General features: G+C 41.4%; 17 protein-coding genes. 3 read left to right on the plus strand and 14 right to left on the minus strand.

Features of this window, described 5'->3' with window-relative positions:
- Window positions 1–150: 150 nt before the first annotated feature.
- From sucD to sdhC, 8 genes are all read right to left on the minus strand, one after another.
- Entirely contained in the window at window positions 151–1,023 is an 873-nt protein-coding gene (sucD, locus tag J8Z25_RS09105; protein ID WP_130051420.1) for a succinate--CoA ligase subunit alpha, read from the minus strand.
- Window positions 1,023–2,189, minus strand: coding sequence for an ADP-forming succinate--CoA ligase subunit beta (sucC, locus tag J8Z25_RS09110; protein ID WP_054551366.1), 1,167 nt, complete (start codon window positions 2,187–2,189; stop codon window positions 1,023–1,025). Before sucC ends, sucD begins: the two co-directional genes overlap by 1 nt.
- Before the next feature lie 177 nt (window positions 2,190–2,366).
- On the minus strand, window positions 2,367–3,866 hold the full coding sequence (gene odhB / locus J8Z25_RS09115) for a 2-oxoglutarate dehydrogenase complex dihydrolipoyllysine-residue succinyltransferase (RefSeq protein WP_250660938.1): 1,500 nt from the start codon (window positions 3,864–3,866) through the stop codon (window positions 2,367–2,369).
- A gap of 3 nt (window positions 3,867–3,869) precedes the next feature.
- A complete protein-coding gene (locus J8Z25_RS09120; RefSeq protein WP_130051418.1) occupies window positions 3,870–6,689 on the minus strand; it encodes a 2-oxoglutarate dehydrogenase E1 component in 2,820 nt (939 codons plus the stop codon).
- 84 nt (window positions 6,690–6,773) lie between these two features.
- Window positions 6,774–7,490: a succinate dehydrogenase iron-sulfur subunit gene (locus J8Z25_RS09125; RefSeq protein ID WP_054551369.1), complete on the minus strand. Its 717-nt coding sequence runs from the start codon at window positions 7,488–7,490 to the stop codon at window positions 6,774–6,776.
- Between the two features lie 10 nt (window positions 7,491–7,500).
- Entirely contained in the window at window positions 7,501–9,273 is a 1,773-nt protein-coding gene (gene sdhA, locus J8Z25_RS09130; protein WP_130051417.1) for a succinate dehydrogenase flavoprotein subunit, read from the minus strand.
- Entirely contained in the window at window positions 9,274–9,621 is a 348-nt protein-coding gene (sdhD, locus tag J8Z25_RS09135; RefSeq protein WP_130051416.1) for a succinate dehydrogenase, hydrophobic membrane anchor protein, read from the minus strand.
- On the minus strand, window positions 9,612–9,989 hold the full coding sequence (gene sdhC, locus J8Z25_RS09140; RefSeq protein WP_082401567.1) for a succinate dehydrogenase, cytochrome b556 subunit: 378 nt from the start codon (window positions 9,987–9,989) through the stop codon (window positions 9,612–9,614). Before sdhC ends, sdhD begins: the two co-directional genes overlap by 10 nt.
- Before the next feature lie 409 nt (window positions 9,990–10,398).
- On the opposite strand from sdhC, the gene J8Z25_RS09145 reads away from it, so the two are divergent.
- The 3 genes from J8Z25_RS09145 (at window position 10,399) to J8Z25_RS09155 (ending at window position 13,438) form a co-directional block, all read left to right on the plus strand.
- The gene (locus J8Z25_RS09145; RefSeq protein ID WP_054551373.1) at window positions 10,399–11,685 is read left to right on the plus strand and encodes a citrate synthase; all 1,287 of its coding nucleotides are present in this window, start codon (window positions 10,399–10,401) and stop codon (window positions 11,683–11,685) included.
- A 111-nt stretch (window positions 11,686–11,796) separates the two neighbouring features.
- Window positions 11,797–13,011, plus strand: coding sequence for an aminotransferase class V-fold PLP-dependent enzyme (locus J8Z25_RS09150; protein WP_250660939.1), 1,215 nt, complete (start codon window positions 11,797–11,799; stop codon window positions 13,009–13,011).
- Between the two features lie 13 nt (window positions 13,012–13,024).
- Window positions 13,025–13,438, plus strand: coding sequence for a SufE family protein (locus J8Z25_RS09155; protein ID WP_130051414.1), 414 nt, complete (start codon window positions 13,025–13,027; stop codon window positions 13,436–13,438).
- 3 nt (window positions 13,439–13,441) lie between these two features.
- On the opposite strand, the gene tcdA is transcribed toward J8Z25_RS09155, so the two are convergent.
- Genes tcdA through msbA form a run of 6 tightly spaced genes read right to left on the minus strand, consistent with a single transcriptional unit; the run spans window position 13,442 to window position 18,564 of the window.
- Complete coding sequence (gene tcdA / locus J8Z25_RS09160) at window positions 13,442–14,236, minus strand: tRNA cyclic N6-threonylcarbamoyladenosine(37) synthase TcdA (protein WP_130051413.1); 795 nt, start codon at window positions 14,234–14,236, stop codon at window positions 13,442–13,444.
- Window positions 14,237–14,911: a TIGR01621 family pseudouridine synthase gene (locus J8Z25_RS09165; RefSeq protein WP_250660940.1), complete on the minus strand. Its 675-nt coding sequence runs from the start codon at window positions 14,909–14,911 to the stop codon at window positions 14,237–14,239.
- 3 nt (window positions 14,912–14,914) lie between these two features.
- A complete protein-coding gene (kdsB, locus tag J8Z25_RS09170; protein WP_130051411.1) occupies window positions 14,915–15,670 on the minus strand; it encodes a 3-deoxy-manno-octulosonate cytidylyltransferase in 756 nt (251 codons plus the stop codon).
- Entirely contained in the window at window positions 15,658–15,855 is a 198-nt protein-coding gene (locus tag J8Z25_RS09175; RefSeq protein ID WP_036968654.1) for a Trm112 family protein, read from the minus strand. The genes kdsB and J8Z25_RS09175 overlap by 13 nt, the downstream gene beginning before the upstream one ends.
- Window positions 15,845–16,822, minus strand: a complete 978-nt coding sequence (lpxK, locus tag J8Z25_RS09180; protein WP_250660941.1) for a tetraacyldisaccharide 4'-kinase — start codon at window positions 16,820–16,822, stop codon at window positions 15,845–15,847. Before lpxK ends, J8Z25_RS09175 begins: the two co-directional genes overlap by 11 nt.
- On the minus strand, window positions 16,822–18,564 hold the full coding sequence (gene msbA, locus J8Z25_RS09185) for a lipid A export permease/ATP-binding protein MsbA (protein WP_130051409.1): 1,743 nt from the start codon (window positions 18,562–18,564) through the stop codon (window positions 16,822–16,824). The genes lpxK and msbA overlap by 1 nt, the downstream gene beginning before the upstream one ends.
- Window positions 18,565–18,612 lie beyond the last annotated feature (48 nt).

The following is an 18,612-nucleotide window of genomic DNA, read 5'->3' on the forward strand; positions in this document are numbered from 1 at the left end:
ATACAAGCCACAAGTGTAGAGAATTTATATTCACAAATAAAGCATTATTATTCTTAATTTGCTATAGAATTTTTCATACCATAAATTAAAAAGAAGCAAATACAAAAAAGGCCCGCATAAGCGAGCCTTTCTTGAGAGATTATAAACTGATTACCAGCCTGTTTTCTCTTTAAGTGCAGCACCGATATCAGCTAGTGAACGTACAGTTTTTACGCCAGCAGCTTCTAATGCAGCAAATTTTTCATCAGCAGTACCTTTACCGCCTGCGATGATTGCACCAGCGTGACCCATACGCTTACCTGCAGGTGCAGTAACACCAGCAATGTAAGAAACAACAGGTTTAGTCACGTTGTGCTTGATGTATTCTGCAGCTTCTTCTTCTGCAGTACCACCGATTTCACCGATCATAACGATAGCTTCAGTTTGCTCGTCTTTTTCGAACATTTCTAAAACGTCGATGAAGTTAGTGCCAGGGATAGGGTCACCACCGATACCAACACATGTTGATTGGCCGAAACCAGCATCAGTAGTTTGTTTAACCGCTTCGTAAGTAAGCGTACCAGAACGTGATACGATACCTACTTTACCAGGCTTGTGGATGTGACCAGGCATGATACCAATCTTAGTTTCACCAGGAGTGATAACACCTGGGCAGTTAGGACCGATCATACGAACACCAGTTTCATCAAGCTTAACTTTAACGTCAACCATGTCTAGTGTAGGGATACCTTCAGTGATACAAACGATAAGCTCGATGCCAGCATCGATTGCTTCTAAGATTGCATCTTTACAGAAAGGTGCTGGTACGTAGATAACTGATGCAGTTGCGCCAGTTGCTTCAACAGCGTCACGTACTGTGTTGAATACTGGAAGACCAAGATGCGTTTGACCGCCTTTACCTGGGCTTACACCACCAACCATTTGTGTACCGTACTCAAGCGCTTGCTCTGAGTGGAAAGTACCTTGACCACCAGTGAAACCTTGACAGATAACTTTTGTATCTTTATTGATTAATACAGACATTATTTGCCCTCCGCAGCAGCAACAACTTTTTCAGCTGCGTCTGTTAGTGATTCAGCAGCGATGATGTTAAGGTCAGAACTAGCTAGTACTTCACGACCTAGTTCAGCGTTAGTACCTTCTAAACGAACTACTACAGGAACGTTTACACCCACTTCTTTAACTGCGCCGATGATACCTTCTGCGATCATGTCACAACGTACGATACCACCAAAGATGTTAACTAAAACAGCTTTAACGTTGTCGTCAGATAAGATGATCTTGAATGCTTCAGAAACACGCTCTTTAGTTGCACCGCCACCAACATCTAGGAAGTTAGCTGGCTTGCCACCGTGTAGGTTTACGATATCCATAGTACCCATCGCTAGGCCTGCACCGTTAACCATACAGCCTACGTTACCGTCTAGTGCAACGTAGTTAAGCTCGAAGCTTGCAGCGTGAGCTTCACGCGCGTCTTCTTGTGAAGGATCGTGCATTTCACGGATTTTAGGTTGACGGTAAAGCGCGTTACCATCTACACCGATTTTACCGTCTAGACAGTGAAGGTTACCTTCGTCTGTGATTACTAGCGGGTTGATTTCTAATAGTGCGAAATCGAAATCGTTGAACATGTTAGCAAGACCCATAAAGATCTTAACGAACTGTTTCATTTGAGTAGGGTTTAAACCTAGTTTGAAGCCTAACTCACGAGCTTGGTAAGCTTGAGGACCAACTAGTGGATCGATCTCAGCTTTGTGAATTAGTTCTGGAGTTTCTTCTGCAACTTGCTCGATTTCAACACCACCTTCAGTAGATGCCATGAAAACAACTTTACGAGAAGCACGATCTACTACAGCGCCAAGGTATAATTCGTTAGCGATGTCAGTGCAGCTTTCTACAAGGATTTTAGCTACTGGCTGACCATTTTCGTCTGTTTGGTAAGTAACTAAGTTTTTACCTAACCAGTTCGCAGCGAACTCTTTAACTTCGTCGATTGTTTTAACTAGCTTAACACCGCCAGCTTTACCACGGCCACCTGCGTGAACCTGTGTTTTAACAACCCACATATCACCGCCGATTTTCTCAGCAGCTGCTGCAGCTTCTTCAGGTGTATCGCAAGCGAAACCTTGAGAAACTGGTAAACCATATTCGGCAAAAAGTTGTTTTGCCTGATACTCATGCAAATTCATGATGCTTTATCCAATTTTTTATACTAAAAGAGCTGAATATTTATGCAAAATAAACAGCTATCCCAAATTGCGCACTTAGTATAAATCCCAAGGCTCCACATGAAAACCCCAGTTAGACCAAAGGCGCAAAAAAAAAGCTGTGAACAAGGTTCACAGCTTAGTTTTCATACAACCAGATTAAACATCTAGTAGTAAACGAGTCGGATCTTCAAGTAACTCTTTAATTGTTACTAAGAAACCTACAGATTCTTTACCATCGATTTGGCGGTGATCATAAGATAACGCTAAGTACATCATTGGTAAGATTTCAACTTTACCATTTACAGCCATAGGACGCTCTTGGATTTTGTGCATACCTAAGATTGAAGACTGTGGTAAGTTGATGATTGGTGTAGATAGTAATGAACCGAATACACCACCGTTAGTGATGGTGAAGTTACCACCAGTCATGTCATCAATTGATAATTTACCGTCACGACCTTTAAGCGCTAGCTCACGGATACCTTTTTCGATTTCAGCAACAGAAAGCTTGTCACAGTCTTTAAGTACTGGTGTAACAAGACCACGTGGTGTAGAAACCGCGATGCTGATGTCGAAGTAGTTGTGATAAACAATATCATCACCATCAATAGACGCATTTACTTCAGGGAAACGCTTAAGTGCTTCAGTTACGGCTTTCACATAGAAAGACATGAAACCTAAACGGATACCGTGACGCTTTTCGAATACTTCTTGGTACTGCTTACGAAGATCCATGATTGGCTTCATGTTAACTTCGTTGAAAGTCGTTAACATTGCAGTTGAGTTTTTCGCTTCAAGAAGACGATTAGCGATTGTTTTACGTAAACGAGTCATAGGAACACGTTTTTGTGTACGATCACCCATAGGTGCTGCTGGTGCTGCTGCTTCAGCTTTAGGTGCTGCTGCAGGTGCTTTTAAGAACTTATCAACATCTTCTTTTGTTACACGACCATTTTTACCAGAACCTTTGATTTTTGATGCATCAAGGCCTTTCTCAGCAATTAAACGACGTACTGACGGCGTTAATACGTCAGAGCTATCATTTGATTCGCTTGCTGGCGCTTCTTCAGCTTTAGCTGCTGGCGCTGCTGGTGCTGCACCCGCTTTAACTTTACCAATTACTTGCTCACCAAGTACTGTTTCGCCTTCAGCGTGAATGTGCTCACCCATGATACCGTCTTCTTGAGCAACAACTTCAAGAACAACTTTATCAGTTTCGATGTCAACAAGGTTTTGATCGCGAGTTACCGCTTCACCTGGTTGAACGTGCCAAGTAGCAATTGTCGCGTCTGCGACTGATTCTGGAAGTATAGGTACTTTAATGTCCACTTCTTTACCTTCTGATGCTGGTGCTGATTGCGCCGCTGGCGCGTCTTCTGATTTAGCTGGTGCAGATTCGTCACTTGCTGGTGCAGCATCTGCATCACCAAGTAATGCAATTACTTGTTCGCCAAGTACTGTTGCACCTTCTTCTTGTGAAATTTCAGTGATTACACCGTCATTTGGTGCAACAACTTCTAAAACAACTTTATCTGTTTCGATATCTACTAAGTTTTGGTCGCGGCTTACTTTGTCGCCAACACTTACGTGCCATGTTGCAACAGTAGCATCAGCAACCGACTCAGGAAGTACAGGAACTTTAATTTCTGTGCTCATTGCTTATCCTTTCTTTTCAATAGTAAGCGCATCTGCAACGAGCGCTTGTTGTTCTTTATTATGCACTGACATGTAACCACACGCTGGTGATGCTGATGCTTTACGACCTGCGTAAGTTAATTTAGCACCGGCTGGAATTGCATCAACGAAGTGGTGTTGAGAACAATACCATGCACCTTGGTTTTGCGGTTCTTCTTGACACCAAACAAAATCTTTAACGTGTTGGTAACGCTGCATGATTGTATCCATCTCAGCATGTGGGAATGGATATAGTTGTTCTACACGAACAATAGCAATGTTATTTAATTCTTGCTTACGACGCTCTTGTAGTAGCTCGTAGTAAACTTTACCACTACAAAATACAACGCGTTCTACTTTATCTGCTGCAATATCATCGATTTCGTCAATCATATTGTGGAACACACCTTCTGATAACTCTTCAAGTGAAGACGTTGCCAGCGGGTGACGAAGTAGCGACTTAGGCGTCATAACAATCAATGGACGGCGTAAAGGACGAACAGATTGACGACGAAGCATTGCATAGACTTGTGCAGGTGTTGAAGGAACACATACTTGCATATTGTGATCAGCACACAACTGTAAGAAACGTTCTAGACGTGCCGAGCTATGCTCTGGACCTTGACCTTCATAACCATGTGGAAGTAAACATGTAAGACCACATAAACGACCCCACTTCTGCTCACCTGAACTTAAGAATTGGTCAAATACAACTTGTGCGCCATTCGCGAAATCACCAAATTGTGCTTCCCACATTACAAGTGAAGTAGGTTCAGCTGTAGCATAACCATATTCAAACGCAAGAACAGCTTCTTCAGAAAGAACTGAATCGTAAACTTCAAATGCACCTTGATTTTCACTGATATTTTGCAGCGGTAAGTATGTTGATGCATCTTTTTGATTATGGATAACCGCATGACGGTGGAAGAATGTACCACGGCCAGAGTCTTGACCAGTTAAACGGATATCTGTACCCGCATCAACAAGCGTTGCATAAGCAAGTGTTTCAGCCATACCCCAATCAAGTGGTTTTTCACCTGTAGCCATCAACTTACGGTCATCGTAGATTTTATTAACACGCGACTGAGCTTTATGGCTTTCTGGGAAGCTTGCTACTTTTTTACCAAGTTCTTTTAATTTTTCAACAGATACTGTTGCATCGTACTCAACATCCCAATCGTGACCAACAAACTTAGCCCAATCAGAAGAGTGCGATGTTTCTAGTTGAATTTCTTCAACAACACAGTTGCCTTTATCTAGACCGTTACGGTAATCATCAGCAAGTGCTTTTACTTCATTTTCTGAGAATGAACCTTCAGCAACTAATTGATCTGCGTAAATTAGACGAGGTACTGGATGCTTTTTGATTTTTTGGTACATAAGTGGTTGAGTCGCATTCGGCTCATCCGCTTCGTTATGACCATGACGGCGATAACATACTAAATCAATCACTACATCACGTTTAAACTGGTTTCTGAAATCTAGCGCGATTTGAGTGACAAATGCTACCGCTTCAGGATCGTCAGAGTTAACGTGGAAAATTGGTGCCTGAACCATTTTCGCAATATCAGTACAGTAAGGTGTAGAACGTACATCAGACTGTTTAGACGTTGTGAAACCTACTTGGTTATTTACAACGATGCGAATACTACCACCACAACTAAATGCATTAGTTTGCGATAAGTTAAATGTTTCTTGAACAACACCCTGACCTGCGATTGCAGAGTCACCGTGAATAGTAATCGGTAATGCTTTAATACCTGACTTATCACCTAGACGGTCTAAACGAGCACGTACCGAACCCATAACCACTGGATTAACGATTTCTAAGTGAGACGGGTTAAATGCAAGTGCCATGTGCACGTTGCCACCCTTAGTTGCAAAGTCAGATGAATAACCCATGTGATATTTAACATCACCTGAGCTTAATGTGTCTTTGTGTTTACCAGCGAACTCATCGAATAATTCTGATGGGTTTTTACCTAATACGTTCACTAGTACGTTCAAGCGACCGCGGTGAGCCATACCAATAACAGCTTCTTTTTGTCCGCTTTCACCTGCACGATGAATTAGTTCTTTAAGCATTGGTACTAATGCGTCACCACCTTCAAGTGAGAAACGTTTTGCACCAGGGAACTTAGCCCCTAAATATTTTTCAAGGCCATCTGCAGCTGTTAATCCTTTAAGGATACGTAGCTTTTCTTCTTTAGAGAACTTTGGACGTGATTGCACTGATTCTAAACGTTGTTGTAACCAACGCTTTTCTTCAGTTGAAGTGATGTGCATATACTCAGCACCAACCGACCCACAATAAGTCGTTTTGAGTGCTTGATATAGCTCACCTAATGGCATGGTTTCGCGACCGACAGCAAACGAACCCACATTGAATTCACGGTCAAAATCAGCTTCAGATAAATCGTGGTATTCAAGTTCAAGATCTCGAACTCGCTCGCGTTCCCAGATACCTAACGGATCTAGGTTGGCATTTTGGTGACCACGGAAACGGAAAGCATTAATAAGTTGTAGCACTTTGACCTGTTTAGGATCGCCAGAGCCACCCTCTGCTACCACTACTTCTCTATGCTTGTTTTTAGCAAGCTGTGCAAATTGTGCACGAACATCTGAATGTTTTACGTCAACATCCACACCATCAACTTTTGGTAATTGTTCGAACACTTCTCGCCATTCTTCTGGCACAGAAGTCGCATCATCTAAGTACGCTTCATAAAGCTCTTCTACGTAAGCAACGTTACCGCCGTTTAAGTGAGAAGATTCTAGCCATGCCTTCATCACACCTTCGTGCATTTATAAGCCCTTTTCTTTAGCGCAGAAATTAATTGTTGTAAAAACAAGGTGGTTAATCACTTAACCACCTTACATATTCAAGCTTTAAACAGCGCGGTTCAATAGCATTGATTTGATTTGTCCAATTGCTTTGGTCGGGTTAAGACCTTTTGGACACACGCTAACACAGTTCATGATACTGTGACAACGGAACACGCTGAACGCATCGTCTAGGTCTGCAAGACGCTCTTCAGTTGCTGTATCGCGGCTATCAGCCAAGAAACGATAAGCATGAAGAAGACCCGCAGGACCGATGAACTTGTCTGGATTCCACCAGAACGAAGGACACGATGTTGAACAACATGCACATAAGATACACTCATATAAGCCATCTAACTTATCACGTTCTTCGATTGACTGAAGACGCTCACCCGCCGCAGGCGTGTCGTTGATTAGATAAGGCTTAACTTTTTCGTATTGAGTGTAGAACTGACTCATGTCAATAACAAGGTCACGTACCACTGGTAAACCTGGTAAAGGACGAATTACGATTTTACCTTTGCCACCTTTTAGTAGCGTTGATAAAGGTGTAATACACGCTAAACCGTTTTTACCATTCATGTTGATACCGTCAGAACCACACACACCTTCACGGCATGAACGACGGAATGATAATGTTGGATCTTGCTCTTTTAATTGCATAAGAGCATCCAATACCATCATATCTTGGCCTTCTTGCGTTTCTAGCGAGAAGTCTTGCATACGTGGTGCATTATCAACATCTGGATTGTAACGATAAACCGAAAATTGTACTTGTGCCATCGTCTCGCTCCTAGTATGTACGTGCTTTAGGTGGGAAAGCTTCACGCAGTTTCGGCGCGTAGTTTACTTCACGTTTTGTCATTTCATCTGTAACTGGGTTATAGATAGAGTGACATAACCAGTTGTCGTCATCGCGATCTGGGAAGTCAAAACGAGAGTGTGCACCACGGCTTTCTGTGCGGAAGTTCGCAGCTACTGCTGTTGAGTAAGCTGTTTCCATCAAGTTATCTAGCTCTAGACATTCGATACGTGCTGTGTTGAATTCAGTTGACTTGTCGTCAAGACGAGCGTACTGAAGACGTTCACGAATTTCTTTAAGCTCTTTAAGACCTGTTGCCATTGCATCACCTTCACGGAATACCGAGAAGTTAAGTTGCATACACATTTGTAGATCTTTCTTGATTTGAACTGGGTCTTCACCTTGGCCAACTTTAGAGTTTTCCCAACGATTAAAGCGTGCAAGAGATGCTTCAAGGTCAGACTCAGACGCATCTTTACCAGCTTCAACACCGTTAAGGTACTTACCTAAGAAGTTACCGGCTGCACGGCCGAATACAACTAAGTCAAGTAGTGAGTTACCACCTAGACGGTTAGCACCGTGTACAGATACACAAGCAATTTCACCAACAGCGAATAAACCTTCAACTACTTTTTCTTGGCCATTTGCATCGATTTGTAATGCTTGACCATTAACGTTAGTTGGAACACCACCCATCATGTAGTGACATGTTGGGATAACTGGGATTGGCTCTTTAGCTGGATCAACGTGTGCGAATGTTTTCGCAAGGTCACATACGCCAGGAAGACGTAGGTTAAGTGTCTCTTCACCTAAGTGGTCAAGCTTAAGCTTGATATGTGGACCGTAAGGACCATCGCAACCACGACCTTCACGGATCTCAGTCATCATTGAACGAGCAACAACGTCACGAGACGCTAAGTCTTTAGCATTTGGAGCGTAACGTTCCATGAAGCGTTCGCCGTCTTTGTTTAGAAGGTAACCACCTTCACCACGACAACCTTCAGTTACAAGTACACCAGCGCCAGCAATACCTGTTGGGTGGAACTGCCACATTTCCATATCTTGCATTGCAACACCAGCACGTGTAGCCATACCAACACCGTCACCAGTATTGATGTGTGCATTCGTTGTAGATGCGTAGATACGGCCTGCACCGCCTGTTGCTAAAACAACAGCTTTCGATTTGAAGTAAACAACTTCGCCAGATTCGATGTCGATTGCTGTACAACCAACAACGTGACCGTCGCTGTTTTTAACTAAATCAAGTGCGTACCACTCAGAGAATACGTTTGTTTTGTTTTTAACGTTCTGTTGGTATAAACAGTGTAATAGCGCGTGACCAGTACGGTCAGCTGCTGCTGCAGTACGTGCAGCCTGTTCACCACCAAAGTTTTTCGACTGACCGCCGAAAGGACGTTGATAAACACGGCCATTTTCAAAACGAGAAAATGGTAAACCCATGTTTTCTAATTCAGTAATAGCTTCAGGACCTGTTTTACACATATATTCGATAGCGTCTTGGTCACCGATAAAATCGGAACCTTTAACAGTATCGTACATGTGCCATTCCCAGTTATCTTCATGTGAGTTACCCAGAGCAACCGTAATACCACCCTGTGCAGACACAGTGTGAGAACGTGTAGGGAAAACTTTTGAGATAAGTGCACAGGTTTTGCCTGATTCAGTGATAGCTAGTGCTGCGCGCATACCCGCACCACCGGCACCAATCACTACAGCGTCAAATTCACGAACAGAATAATTCACTTAAACACCCCATAAAACGATTAGACCAATTGCTACGTAAGCAACAGCCATAAGGTTTAATACAAAGCCTAAAACAGCACGTAATTTAGCGTTTTTGACATAGTCCGTAAGAACTTGCCAAAGGCCGATACGGGTGTGAACCATGATGCAAACTAGGGTAATTAAGGTAAACCCTTTCATTGCTAGGTTAGAGAATAGGCCCTGCCAGGCTTCGAAAGTGACTTCTGGCGTACATAAAAAATAACCGATAATAAAAATCGCGTAAGCGCTGATTATTAATGCAGTTGCACGTAGTGATACGAAATCTTGTACACCATCACGTTTAAGAGTTGCTTGATTTAAAACCATATCCACACTCCTGCTAGAATTGCAGCTACAACACCTAAAGCTAATGCAACTTTAGCGCTGAAGTTACCTGATTCAAGTTCTTCCCAGTGACCCATGTCCATAATGATATGGCGGATACCACCGATTAAGTGATACGCCAATACAGAAATGGTGCCCCATGCTATGAATTTGGCAATGAATCCGCTGAACAGACCCTTGACGAATTCAAAACCTTCTGCAGAAGAAAGAGACTCAGACCAAGCCCAAATGACAAACGTTAAAGCAAAAAATAATGCAACACCGGTGACGCGGTGAAAAATTGATGCTTTAGCCGTTGCCGGCATAGATATAGTTGTTAGATCTAGATTTACAGGTCTTTGCTTTTTCACAGTTACTTGCCCATCTTGCCCACTTAGGAGCTCATCTACTTGTTTTTCTAAAACCCATCAAAATGAATTTCGATGGAACTATCTAAGTAAACCGTGTTGATACACAAAAAGTTCACACTGATGCAAAACTCAAATGTAAAAATAAAGTTTACCTACAGACAATACGGTATAAAACCTTGGATAGTATATATAGCCAATGGTCTTTTTACAATTCTTGTTTAGTAAGAGACGTTTGCGAATTAGCCAATAGTATAATATTTAATCCTGGTAGAATATTTATTATCCATTTGTGCATAATGTTTATAAAAATTGACTTTACACCCCTCTTTCACGTTAAAATGAAAAGAATGTGCTTAAACAGATTCAGAACATAACAATCAGAGTTGTTATCTTAATAGGAGATAAATAGATGGCGGATAAGAAAGCCACGGTCCATATTGATGGTCTTGATCCAATCGAACTTCCAATTTACCAAGGCACTGCTGGCCAAGACGTAATCGACGTACGTACGTTAGGTTCTCACGGCCACTTCACTTACGACCCAGGTTTCATGTCGACCGGTTCTTGTGAATCTTCAATCACTTACATCGATGGCGGCAAAGGTGTTTTATTACACCGTGGTTACCCAATCGAGCAATTAGCTGATGAATCAAACTACATCGAGCTTTGCTACTTACTATTAAACGGCGAGTTACCTACTAAAGAACAATACGAAGCGTTTGCTCAAGAAATCACGCACAACACAATGCTTGATACTAAAATTGCAAACTTCTTCCAAGGTTTCCGCTTTGACGCTCACCCAATGGCAATGCTTTGTGGTGTTGTAGGTGCTCTTTCTTCTTTCTACCACGAAGATTTAGACATCACAGATGCAACACAACGTAAAACAAGCGCAATCAAGCTAGTTGCTAAATTACCAACTATCGCTGCGATGGCTTACAAATACAACGTAGGCCAACCGTTTGTTTACCCACGTAACGACTTAAGCTTCGCTGAAAACTTCTTACACATGATGTTCTCAGTACCAGCTGAAGAATACAAAGTAAGCCCTGTTCTTGCTAAAGCAATGGACAAAATCTTCATGCTTCACGCTGACCATGAGCAAAACGCGTCTACGTCAACTGTTCGTTTGGCAGGTTCTTCAGGTGCTAACCCTTACGCGTGTATCGCTGCTGGTATCGCATCTTTATGGGGTCCTGCGCACGGTGGTGCTAACGAAGCATGTCTTAACATGTTAGAAGAAATCGGTTCTGTTGACCGTATCGACGAGTACGTTGCTAAAGCGAAAGACAAATCTGATCCTTTCCGTCTTATGGGCTTTGGTCACCGTGTATACAAAAACTTCGACCCACGTGCGACTGTAATGCGTCAAACGTGTCACGAAGTACTTGCTGAGCTAAACATTCAAGATCCACTTCTTGATATCGCTATGAAGCTTGAGCAAATCGCACTTGAAGACCCATACTTCGTTGAGAAGAAATTATACCCTAACGTAGATTTCTACTCAGGTATCATCTTAAAAGCAATCGGTATTCCAACAAGCATGTTCACTGTAATCTTTGCAATGTCACGTACTGTTGGTTGGATCTCTCACTGGGATGAGATGCTTTCTCAACCTGGTCACAAGATCAGCCGTCCTCGTCAGTTATATACTGGTGAAACTTCACGCGATTACGTACCAACAGACAAGCGTTAATACGAATTTGCGTTTAAAAAAGGCCGCTTTGCGGCCTTTTTTGTTGCCCTGCACTTGTCTATTTGTACAAAGTAATTAAAATCGTCGCATTCTTGTAGCTTAAGGCCTTTCATGTTCGATATCACAAAAATACGTGCTGACTTTCCAATACTGAATGAAACAGTCAATGAGCAGCCTTTGGTGTATTTAGACTCAGCGGCTACCTCACAAAAGCCACAGGCAGTTATTAATGCACTTAGCCGTTTTTATAGCCACGAGAACGCCAATGTGCACCGCGGCCGCCATACACTCAGTGAAAACGCGACACGCCAATATGAGCATACAAGAACGCTACTTGCAGATTATTTTTCAGTAAAAAATAATGAGATAGTGTGGACCAAAGGGGCAACCGAATCGATTAATTTAATCGCAAATGGTCTGGCTTCGAGGCTTAATCCTGGCGATAAAATTGCCCTATCTGCTATTGAACACCACGCCAATATAGTCCCTTGGCAACAACTAGCACAGCGTACCGGCGCAGAGCTTATTATTATGCCTATTGAAGATGATTTGGTCATTGATAGTGCTCATTGCAGTGACTTTATAAAACTGCATCAGCCAAAAATTGTCGCTGTTACCCATGCATCAAATACATTAGGAAATATTACTGATTTAGGGCCTATCCTTGCAGCATGTAAAGCCTCAAATGCGATTTCTGTAGTTGATGGTGCACAGGCTGCTATGCATTTACGTCCTAACTTACAAGAAATTTCCTGTGATTTTTATGTATTTTCTGCCCATAAAATGCTCGGACCAACAGGATTAGGTGGTCTATATGGACGTTTTGAGCTGCTAAATTCGCTTGACGTTTACCAGACCGGTGGTGAAATGATTGAAGCAGTAAGCCTTACTCATAGCACTTTTCGAGAGGCGCCAGGTAAATTTGAAGCCGGCACTCCAAATATTGCTGGTGTAATCGCCTTTGCTGAAGCCATTAATTATTTAACATCTTTAGATTTTCAGCAGATGCGTCAACATGAGCATACAGTTTTCGATTATGCAATAAATAAATTGGCTGCTATTGATGGTATTAAAATCTATTCAAACCAAAGAGATAACATTGGTAACATCAGCTTTAATTATCGCGATGAACATCCTTTTGATTTAGCCACCCTACTTGATGGGTTTGCCGTTGCAGTTCGCAGTGGTCACCATTGTACACAACCTATAATGAGCCATTTAGGTATTCCTGGTACAGTACGAGCCAGTTTTGCGTTATATAACAATAAAGATGACGTAGATGCATTTATCAGTGCCGTTAAAAGTAGTATCGAAATATTAGATTAATTGTGGATAAAATATGAATTCAACGTTTGAAGCCATTAGTAAAGATATTGAAACGGCTGCAGGCTGGCAGCAAAAATATCGCCAAATAATGCTGTTAGGTAAGCAATTACCTATTATGCCTGAGGTACTAAAAGTTGATGACGCGCTCGTTAAGGGGTGTGAAAGTAAAGTTTGGCTATATATTGACTTTGATCACTCAGAAAACAGCCTCGTTTTAGCTGGTGACTCTGATACTCGTATCGTAAAGGGGTTATTGGCTTTGATTTTAGCCTTATACAATGGTCTAACACCGGAGCAAGCAGCACAAATTAATGCATATGATGAGTTTGAACGACTCGGTCTAATTAGCCATTTAAGCCCTTCTCGAGGTAATGGCATCAAAGCCATGGTTGATAGAATTCAAACCATGGCCGACCAAAAACGATAAGTCTTATACATTACGCTGTTTTTTATCAAGGTACTTTCTAATTGCTTTGGCTGCAACAAAAAAGCCAAAGCTTCCAGTTACCATCGTGGCTGAGCCAAAACCATTGTTACAATCCATATTCATTGAGCCATCTGCACCTTGTTTTGCTTGGCATACCTCACCTTCAGAGGTTGGATATACAAGCTGCTCTGTTGAATAAACACAATCAACGTTGAATTTACGCTTTGGATTGCTACTAAAGTTGTACTGTTTTCGAAGAATATAACGTACTTTTGCTAGCAAAGGGTCATGAGTAGTTTTAGCTACATCACCAAAGCTGATTTGACTTGGATCAGTTTGCCCACCTGCACCACCGGTAGTAATAACGGGTAACTTTATACGTTTACAATGAGCAATTAGCGCCGCTTTTTCTTTAACAGCATCAATACAGTCAATTACATAATCAAAACCTTGAATATGTTCACGAATGTTATCTAGCGTAATGAAGTCATCAATAACGTTAATTTTGATATCAGGGTTTATCAGCTCACAACGTGTTTTCATGGCTTCAACTTTTGCCTCACCTACCGTACCAGTTAAAGCATGAATTTGACGATTCACATTCGTAGCACATATATCATCAAGGTCAATGAGAGTTAGTTGCCCTACACCCGTTCGAGCCAACGCTTCAGCGGCCCAACTACCTACGCCCCCAATACCTATGACACAAAAATGTGCTTGTTGTAACCAATCAAATTGCTGATGACCATATAAACGTTTAATGCCACCAAAACGGATGTCTTGTGTTGTTTCTTTCATTTACCAATCCAACGTCCAAGGAGCTGTCCACTCTTTGAATTCGTCTGAGTTAAAAACTTCATTGAGATGAGCGCCTAAAGTGTAATCGCAGCGATATTCTTTAAGTTGCTCTTTATAACTAAACTGTAGTGCATAGGCATGCAAATTTGTTCGTTCATCCTTGCTTCCTGCGTAGAGTGTATCGCCGAGTATAGGTGCACCTAAACTTTTCATCGCCACCCTTAGTTGATGAGTCTTGCCAGAAAATGGTTTTAACAAATAAGCACGTAATCCTGCTCGAATACTTTTTGAGTAAAATCTTGTTATAGCAGGGTTAGTTTGACTCTTTAATAACTTAAATGCACCTCGACGACTTTTCTGCATGTCACCTTTTATCCAGCCTTGTTTTTTCTTTGGTTTAGCATCACTGAGTGCTAGATAAAACTTGTTAACTTTATGAGCACTAAACAGCGCGGTGAATTCAGCTGCTGCCTCTTTGCTACGGGCTAAAATAATCAAACCTGAAGTAACTTTATCGAGTCTATGAACTGGATATAGCTTTTCATTTACCAGTTGCTCAGCAAGTACAACAAAACCAGCATATTCTTCACTGTGAAAGCTAACACCTGCAGGTTTATAAAAAACATGGAAATCATCTTCACTTGCATGAAGATGAACGCTGTTTACATCATGCATTATTTAATTGCCAAGCACAGCTATGACGCGAGCCAAATCTTCAGGGGTATCAACGCCTGCTTGTGGAGCGCATTTTGCCTTAGCGATTTTAATCTTGTGACCATGGTAAAGTACACGTAACTGTTCTAAAGACTCTAGAAGCTCTAAACGCGTTTGCGGTAACTCAATATAATCTTTGATGAAGCCTGCGCGATAGGCATAAAGACCAATGTGACGAGCAAAATCAGCTAAATTTAATTGAGAGTGATCATTTTTCATCATCGCATCACGGTGATAGGGAATTGGCGATCGAGAAAAATACAGGGCGTTGTTATCCACATCGCTAATGACTTTTACACAATTAGGATTAAAAATATCTTCAATCTCATCGATACTTGTGCTTAATGTAGCCATAGGTGCATCCGAATCAGCAAGAAGCTTAGCAACTTGAGATACGTTTTCACTTGCTAATAAAGGCTCATCACCTTGTACGTTCACTACAATGGTGTCACTCTCTAGCTCTAATTGCTCAACGACCTCAGCTAAACGCTCAGTACCCGATTGGTGATCTTCACGTGTCATCAGTACATTACTGGTAAACTCTTTAACTGCATCAAACACTATTTGATGGTCAGTCGCGATATAGACTTTTGATGCACCGGAAGCAACCGCTTTTTCATAAACGTGTTGGATCATAGGCTTGCCACATATATCAGCAAGTGGTTTACCAGGTAAACGCGTCGATGCGTAGCGTGCTGGAATGACGACTACGAATTCCACTTATCAACCTCTTCTTGGCTTAATTCACGAGCTTCATTTTCTAGTAGCACCGGAATATCATCTTTGATTGGATACGCAAGTTTCGCAGCAGTGCTAATAAGCTCTTGATTCTCTTTATCAAGACGTAATTTACCTTTGCACACTGGGCAAGCGATAATTTCAAGTAATTTTGTATCAAAGGCCATTGAGGATCCCTTTTTGTTTTAATAATAAATTAAGTTTTTCGATAACTGCAGGTGTCGGTTTTGCATCAACAGGTAAATAATACCAATTAGGCTTTGCAAAACTAAAGCATTTAACTGCATCTTTTTCTGTCATAAACACGGCGTCATCTGCAAAATCGCTAAAGTCACTTGCTTGATAAGCATAATGATCACGAAAATGATGGGTAGATAACAAGCTAATACCCTGCTGCTTTAAACTCATTTCAAAGCGTTTTGGGTTACCAATAGCACTTACGGCATGGCCTTTATCTTGTACTGAACCGATCGGTTCTGCATTGCTAACGGCTCTAAACGGACTACACGTTAAATCATAACGACTCTGTGCGTCGCCACCATTTTCAATTACTATATCAACCGATTTTAAACGCGCTTTTGTTTCGCGAAGCGGACCTGCTGGCATGAGCAGTCCGTTACCAAATTGACGTTCACTATCAACAATACAACACTCAATATCACGCGCCATTTTATAATGCTGCATTCCGTCATCAGAAATGATGACATCGATATCATGTTGTTCTAATTTTTTAATGCTAGCTTGTCGATCCGGTCCTACCATAACAACACAGCCTAAGCGTCGTTTAATAAGCACAGGTTCGTCACCTGCTTGTCTTGTAGTTGTTTCATCAGTCACTAACAACGGATACGAATCAGACTGACCACCATAGCCACGGCTGATTACTGCCACTTTTAAACCTTGCTGTTGTAAGTATTCAGCAAGCCAAATTACAAATGGCGTTTTGCCATTGCCACCGACACTAATGTTGCCGACGACTATTATAGGAACACGCGCTTTAAAAGCCTTAAGTATATTAAGCTTATAAAGCAAGGCACGAAGTGTAGAGATAAGCCAAAAAAGCGCACTCAAAGGAAACAACAAAACACTGAGTAAACCTGGCTTTTTATACCAGCTTTTTTCAATAACACTCACTACTGCTCACCAAACTGCATTTTACATAAAGCGGAATAGGTGCCATCTTTTTCAAGCAGCTCGCTATGCGTGCCCTTTTCGATAACCTGACCATGGTCGATTACATAAATACAATCACTGTTTTCTATTGTTGATAAACGGTGTGCTATCACAATCGATGTTTTTTCTTTCATTAAGCTATCTAGTGCTTGCTGGATCAGTTTTTCAGACTCAGTATCGAGAGCAGATGTCGCCTCATCAAGAATTAAAATAGGAGCATCTTTTAAAATTGCACGCGCGATTGCAATTCGCTGACGTTGACCGCCTGATAACATTACGCCGTTTTCACCTACCATGGTATTTAAACCATCAGGTAAATCTTTAACGAACTCCCAGACATGGGCTTGCTTAGCAACTGCCATTAACTCATCGTTTGTTAATTCGCGCTCGAGTCCATAACAAATATTATTCGTAATAGTGTCGTTAAATAAAACCACTTGCTGTGAAACCAGTGCAAATTGCTTACGTAGGTCTGTCAGTTTGTAATCAGCGATGTTGACACCATCAAGCAAAATTTCACTGTCACCTTCAAGCTCATAATAACGTGGTAATAAATTCGAAATGGTCGATTTACCTGAGCCTGAACGACCCACTAAAGCAATACTTTCGCCAGCATTAATCGAAAGTGATAAATTCTTTAATACAGGCTCATCTTTAGTTGGGTATTTAAAGGTCACATTGTTTACTTCAATTTTACCAGTTACTTTATCAACGCTGTAACTGCCAGTGTCTTTTTCTACTTCTTCATCAAGTACTAAAAAGATACTTTGCGCTGCTGAAATACCACGTTGTAAGTCACTATTTACGTTTGATAGTTGCTTAAGTGGACGTAACAACATCATCATTGATGAAATAAGTAATACGAAGTCGCCAGAACTGATGGTATCAATCATTGACGGCATAGACACGACCCATAGAATAACCGCCATCGCGCTTGCAGCTAATATTTGGATTACGGAGACACTTAATGCTTTGGTCGCGTCCATTTTAATGCGCTGCTGACGGTTATGATTGTTGATTGCAGAAAACTGTGAGATTTCTTGCTGCTGACCACCAAAACCATGAATAACTTTATGACCAGATAGCATTTGTTCTGAGCTGCGAGTGACTTGACCCATTGCAGACTGGATTTTTTTCGAAATCATACGAAATCGTTTTGATACAAATGCGACAATAACAGCCACCAGCGGAATAATGACTAAAAATATCAGTGAAAGCTTCCAACTGGTATAAAACATATTGAAAAGTAAAAAGACAACAAACGCCCCTTCTCTAACAACAATTAATAAGGCTTTAGTAATGGCTTGTTGAACTTGCTCGGTATCAAAGGTGATTTTAGATATTAAATCACCGTTCGAATTTTTATCATGAAAAGAAACTGGCAGATGTAAAATATGTTCAAATAATTGCTGGCGCAGGGTTCTCACAACTTGAGAGCCCACATAGCTTAAACAGTAAGACGACATGTAGTTAAACATGCCTCGACCTAATACCAATGCAATTACAACAAAGGGAGCGTAAGTTAAAACATCCGTGTTACGGTCATTTAAACCATCATCAATGAACGGTTTCATTAAATTGATAAACAATGCATCCATGGCAGAATAACCAATCATGCCCACAATGGCGAAAAACGCGATTAACTTATAATCACCCACATAACTGATTAATCGCTTGTAGATTTGGGATGTAGTTTGATCCATAACACTCTCTTATTCATAGACTTTGACTATTGTAGCCTTAAGGGGGTA

Origin of the sequence: Pseudoalteromonas sp. SCSIO 43101, assembly GCF_023650775.1 — a bacterium.
Taxonomy (GTDB): domain Bacteria; phylum Pseudomonadota; class Gammaproteobacteria; order Enterobacterales; family Alteromonadaceae; genus Pseudoalteromonas; species Pseudoalteromonas apostichopi.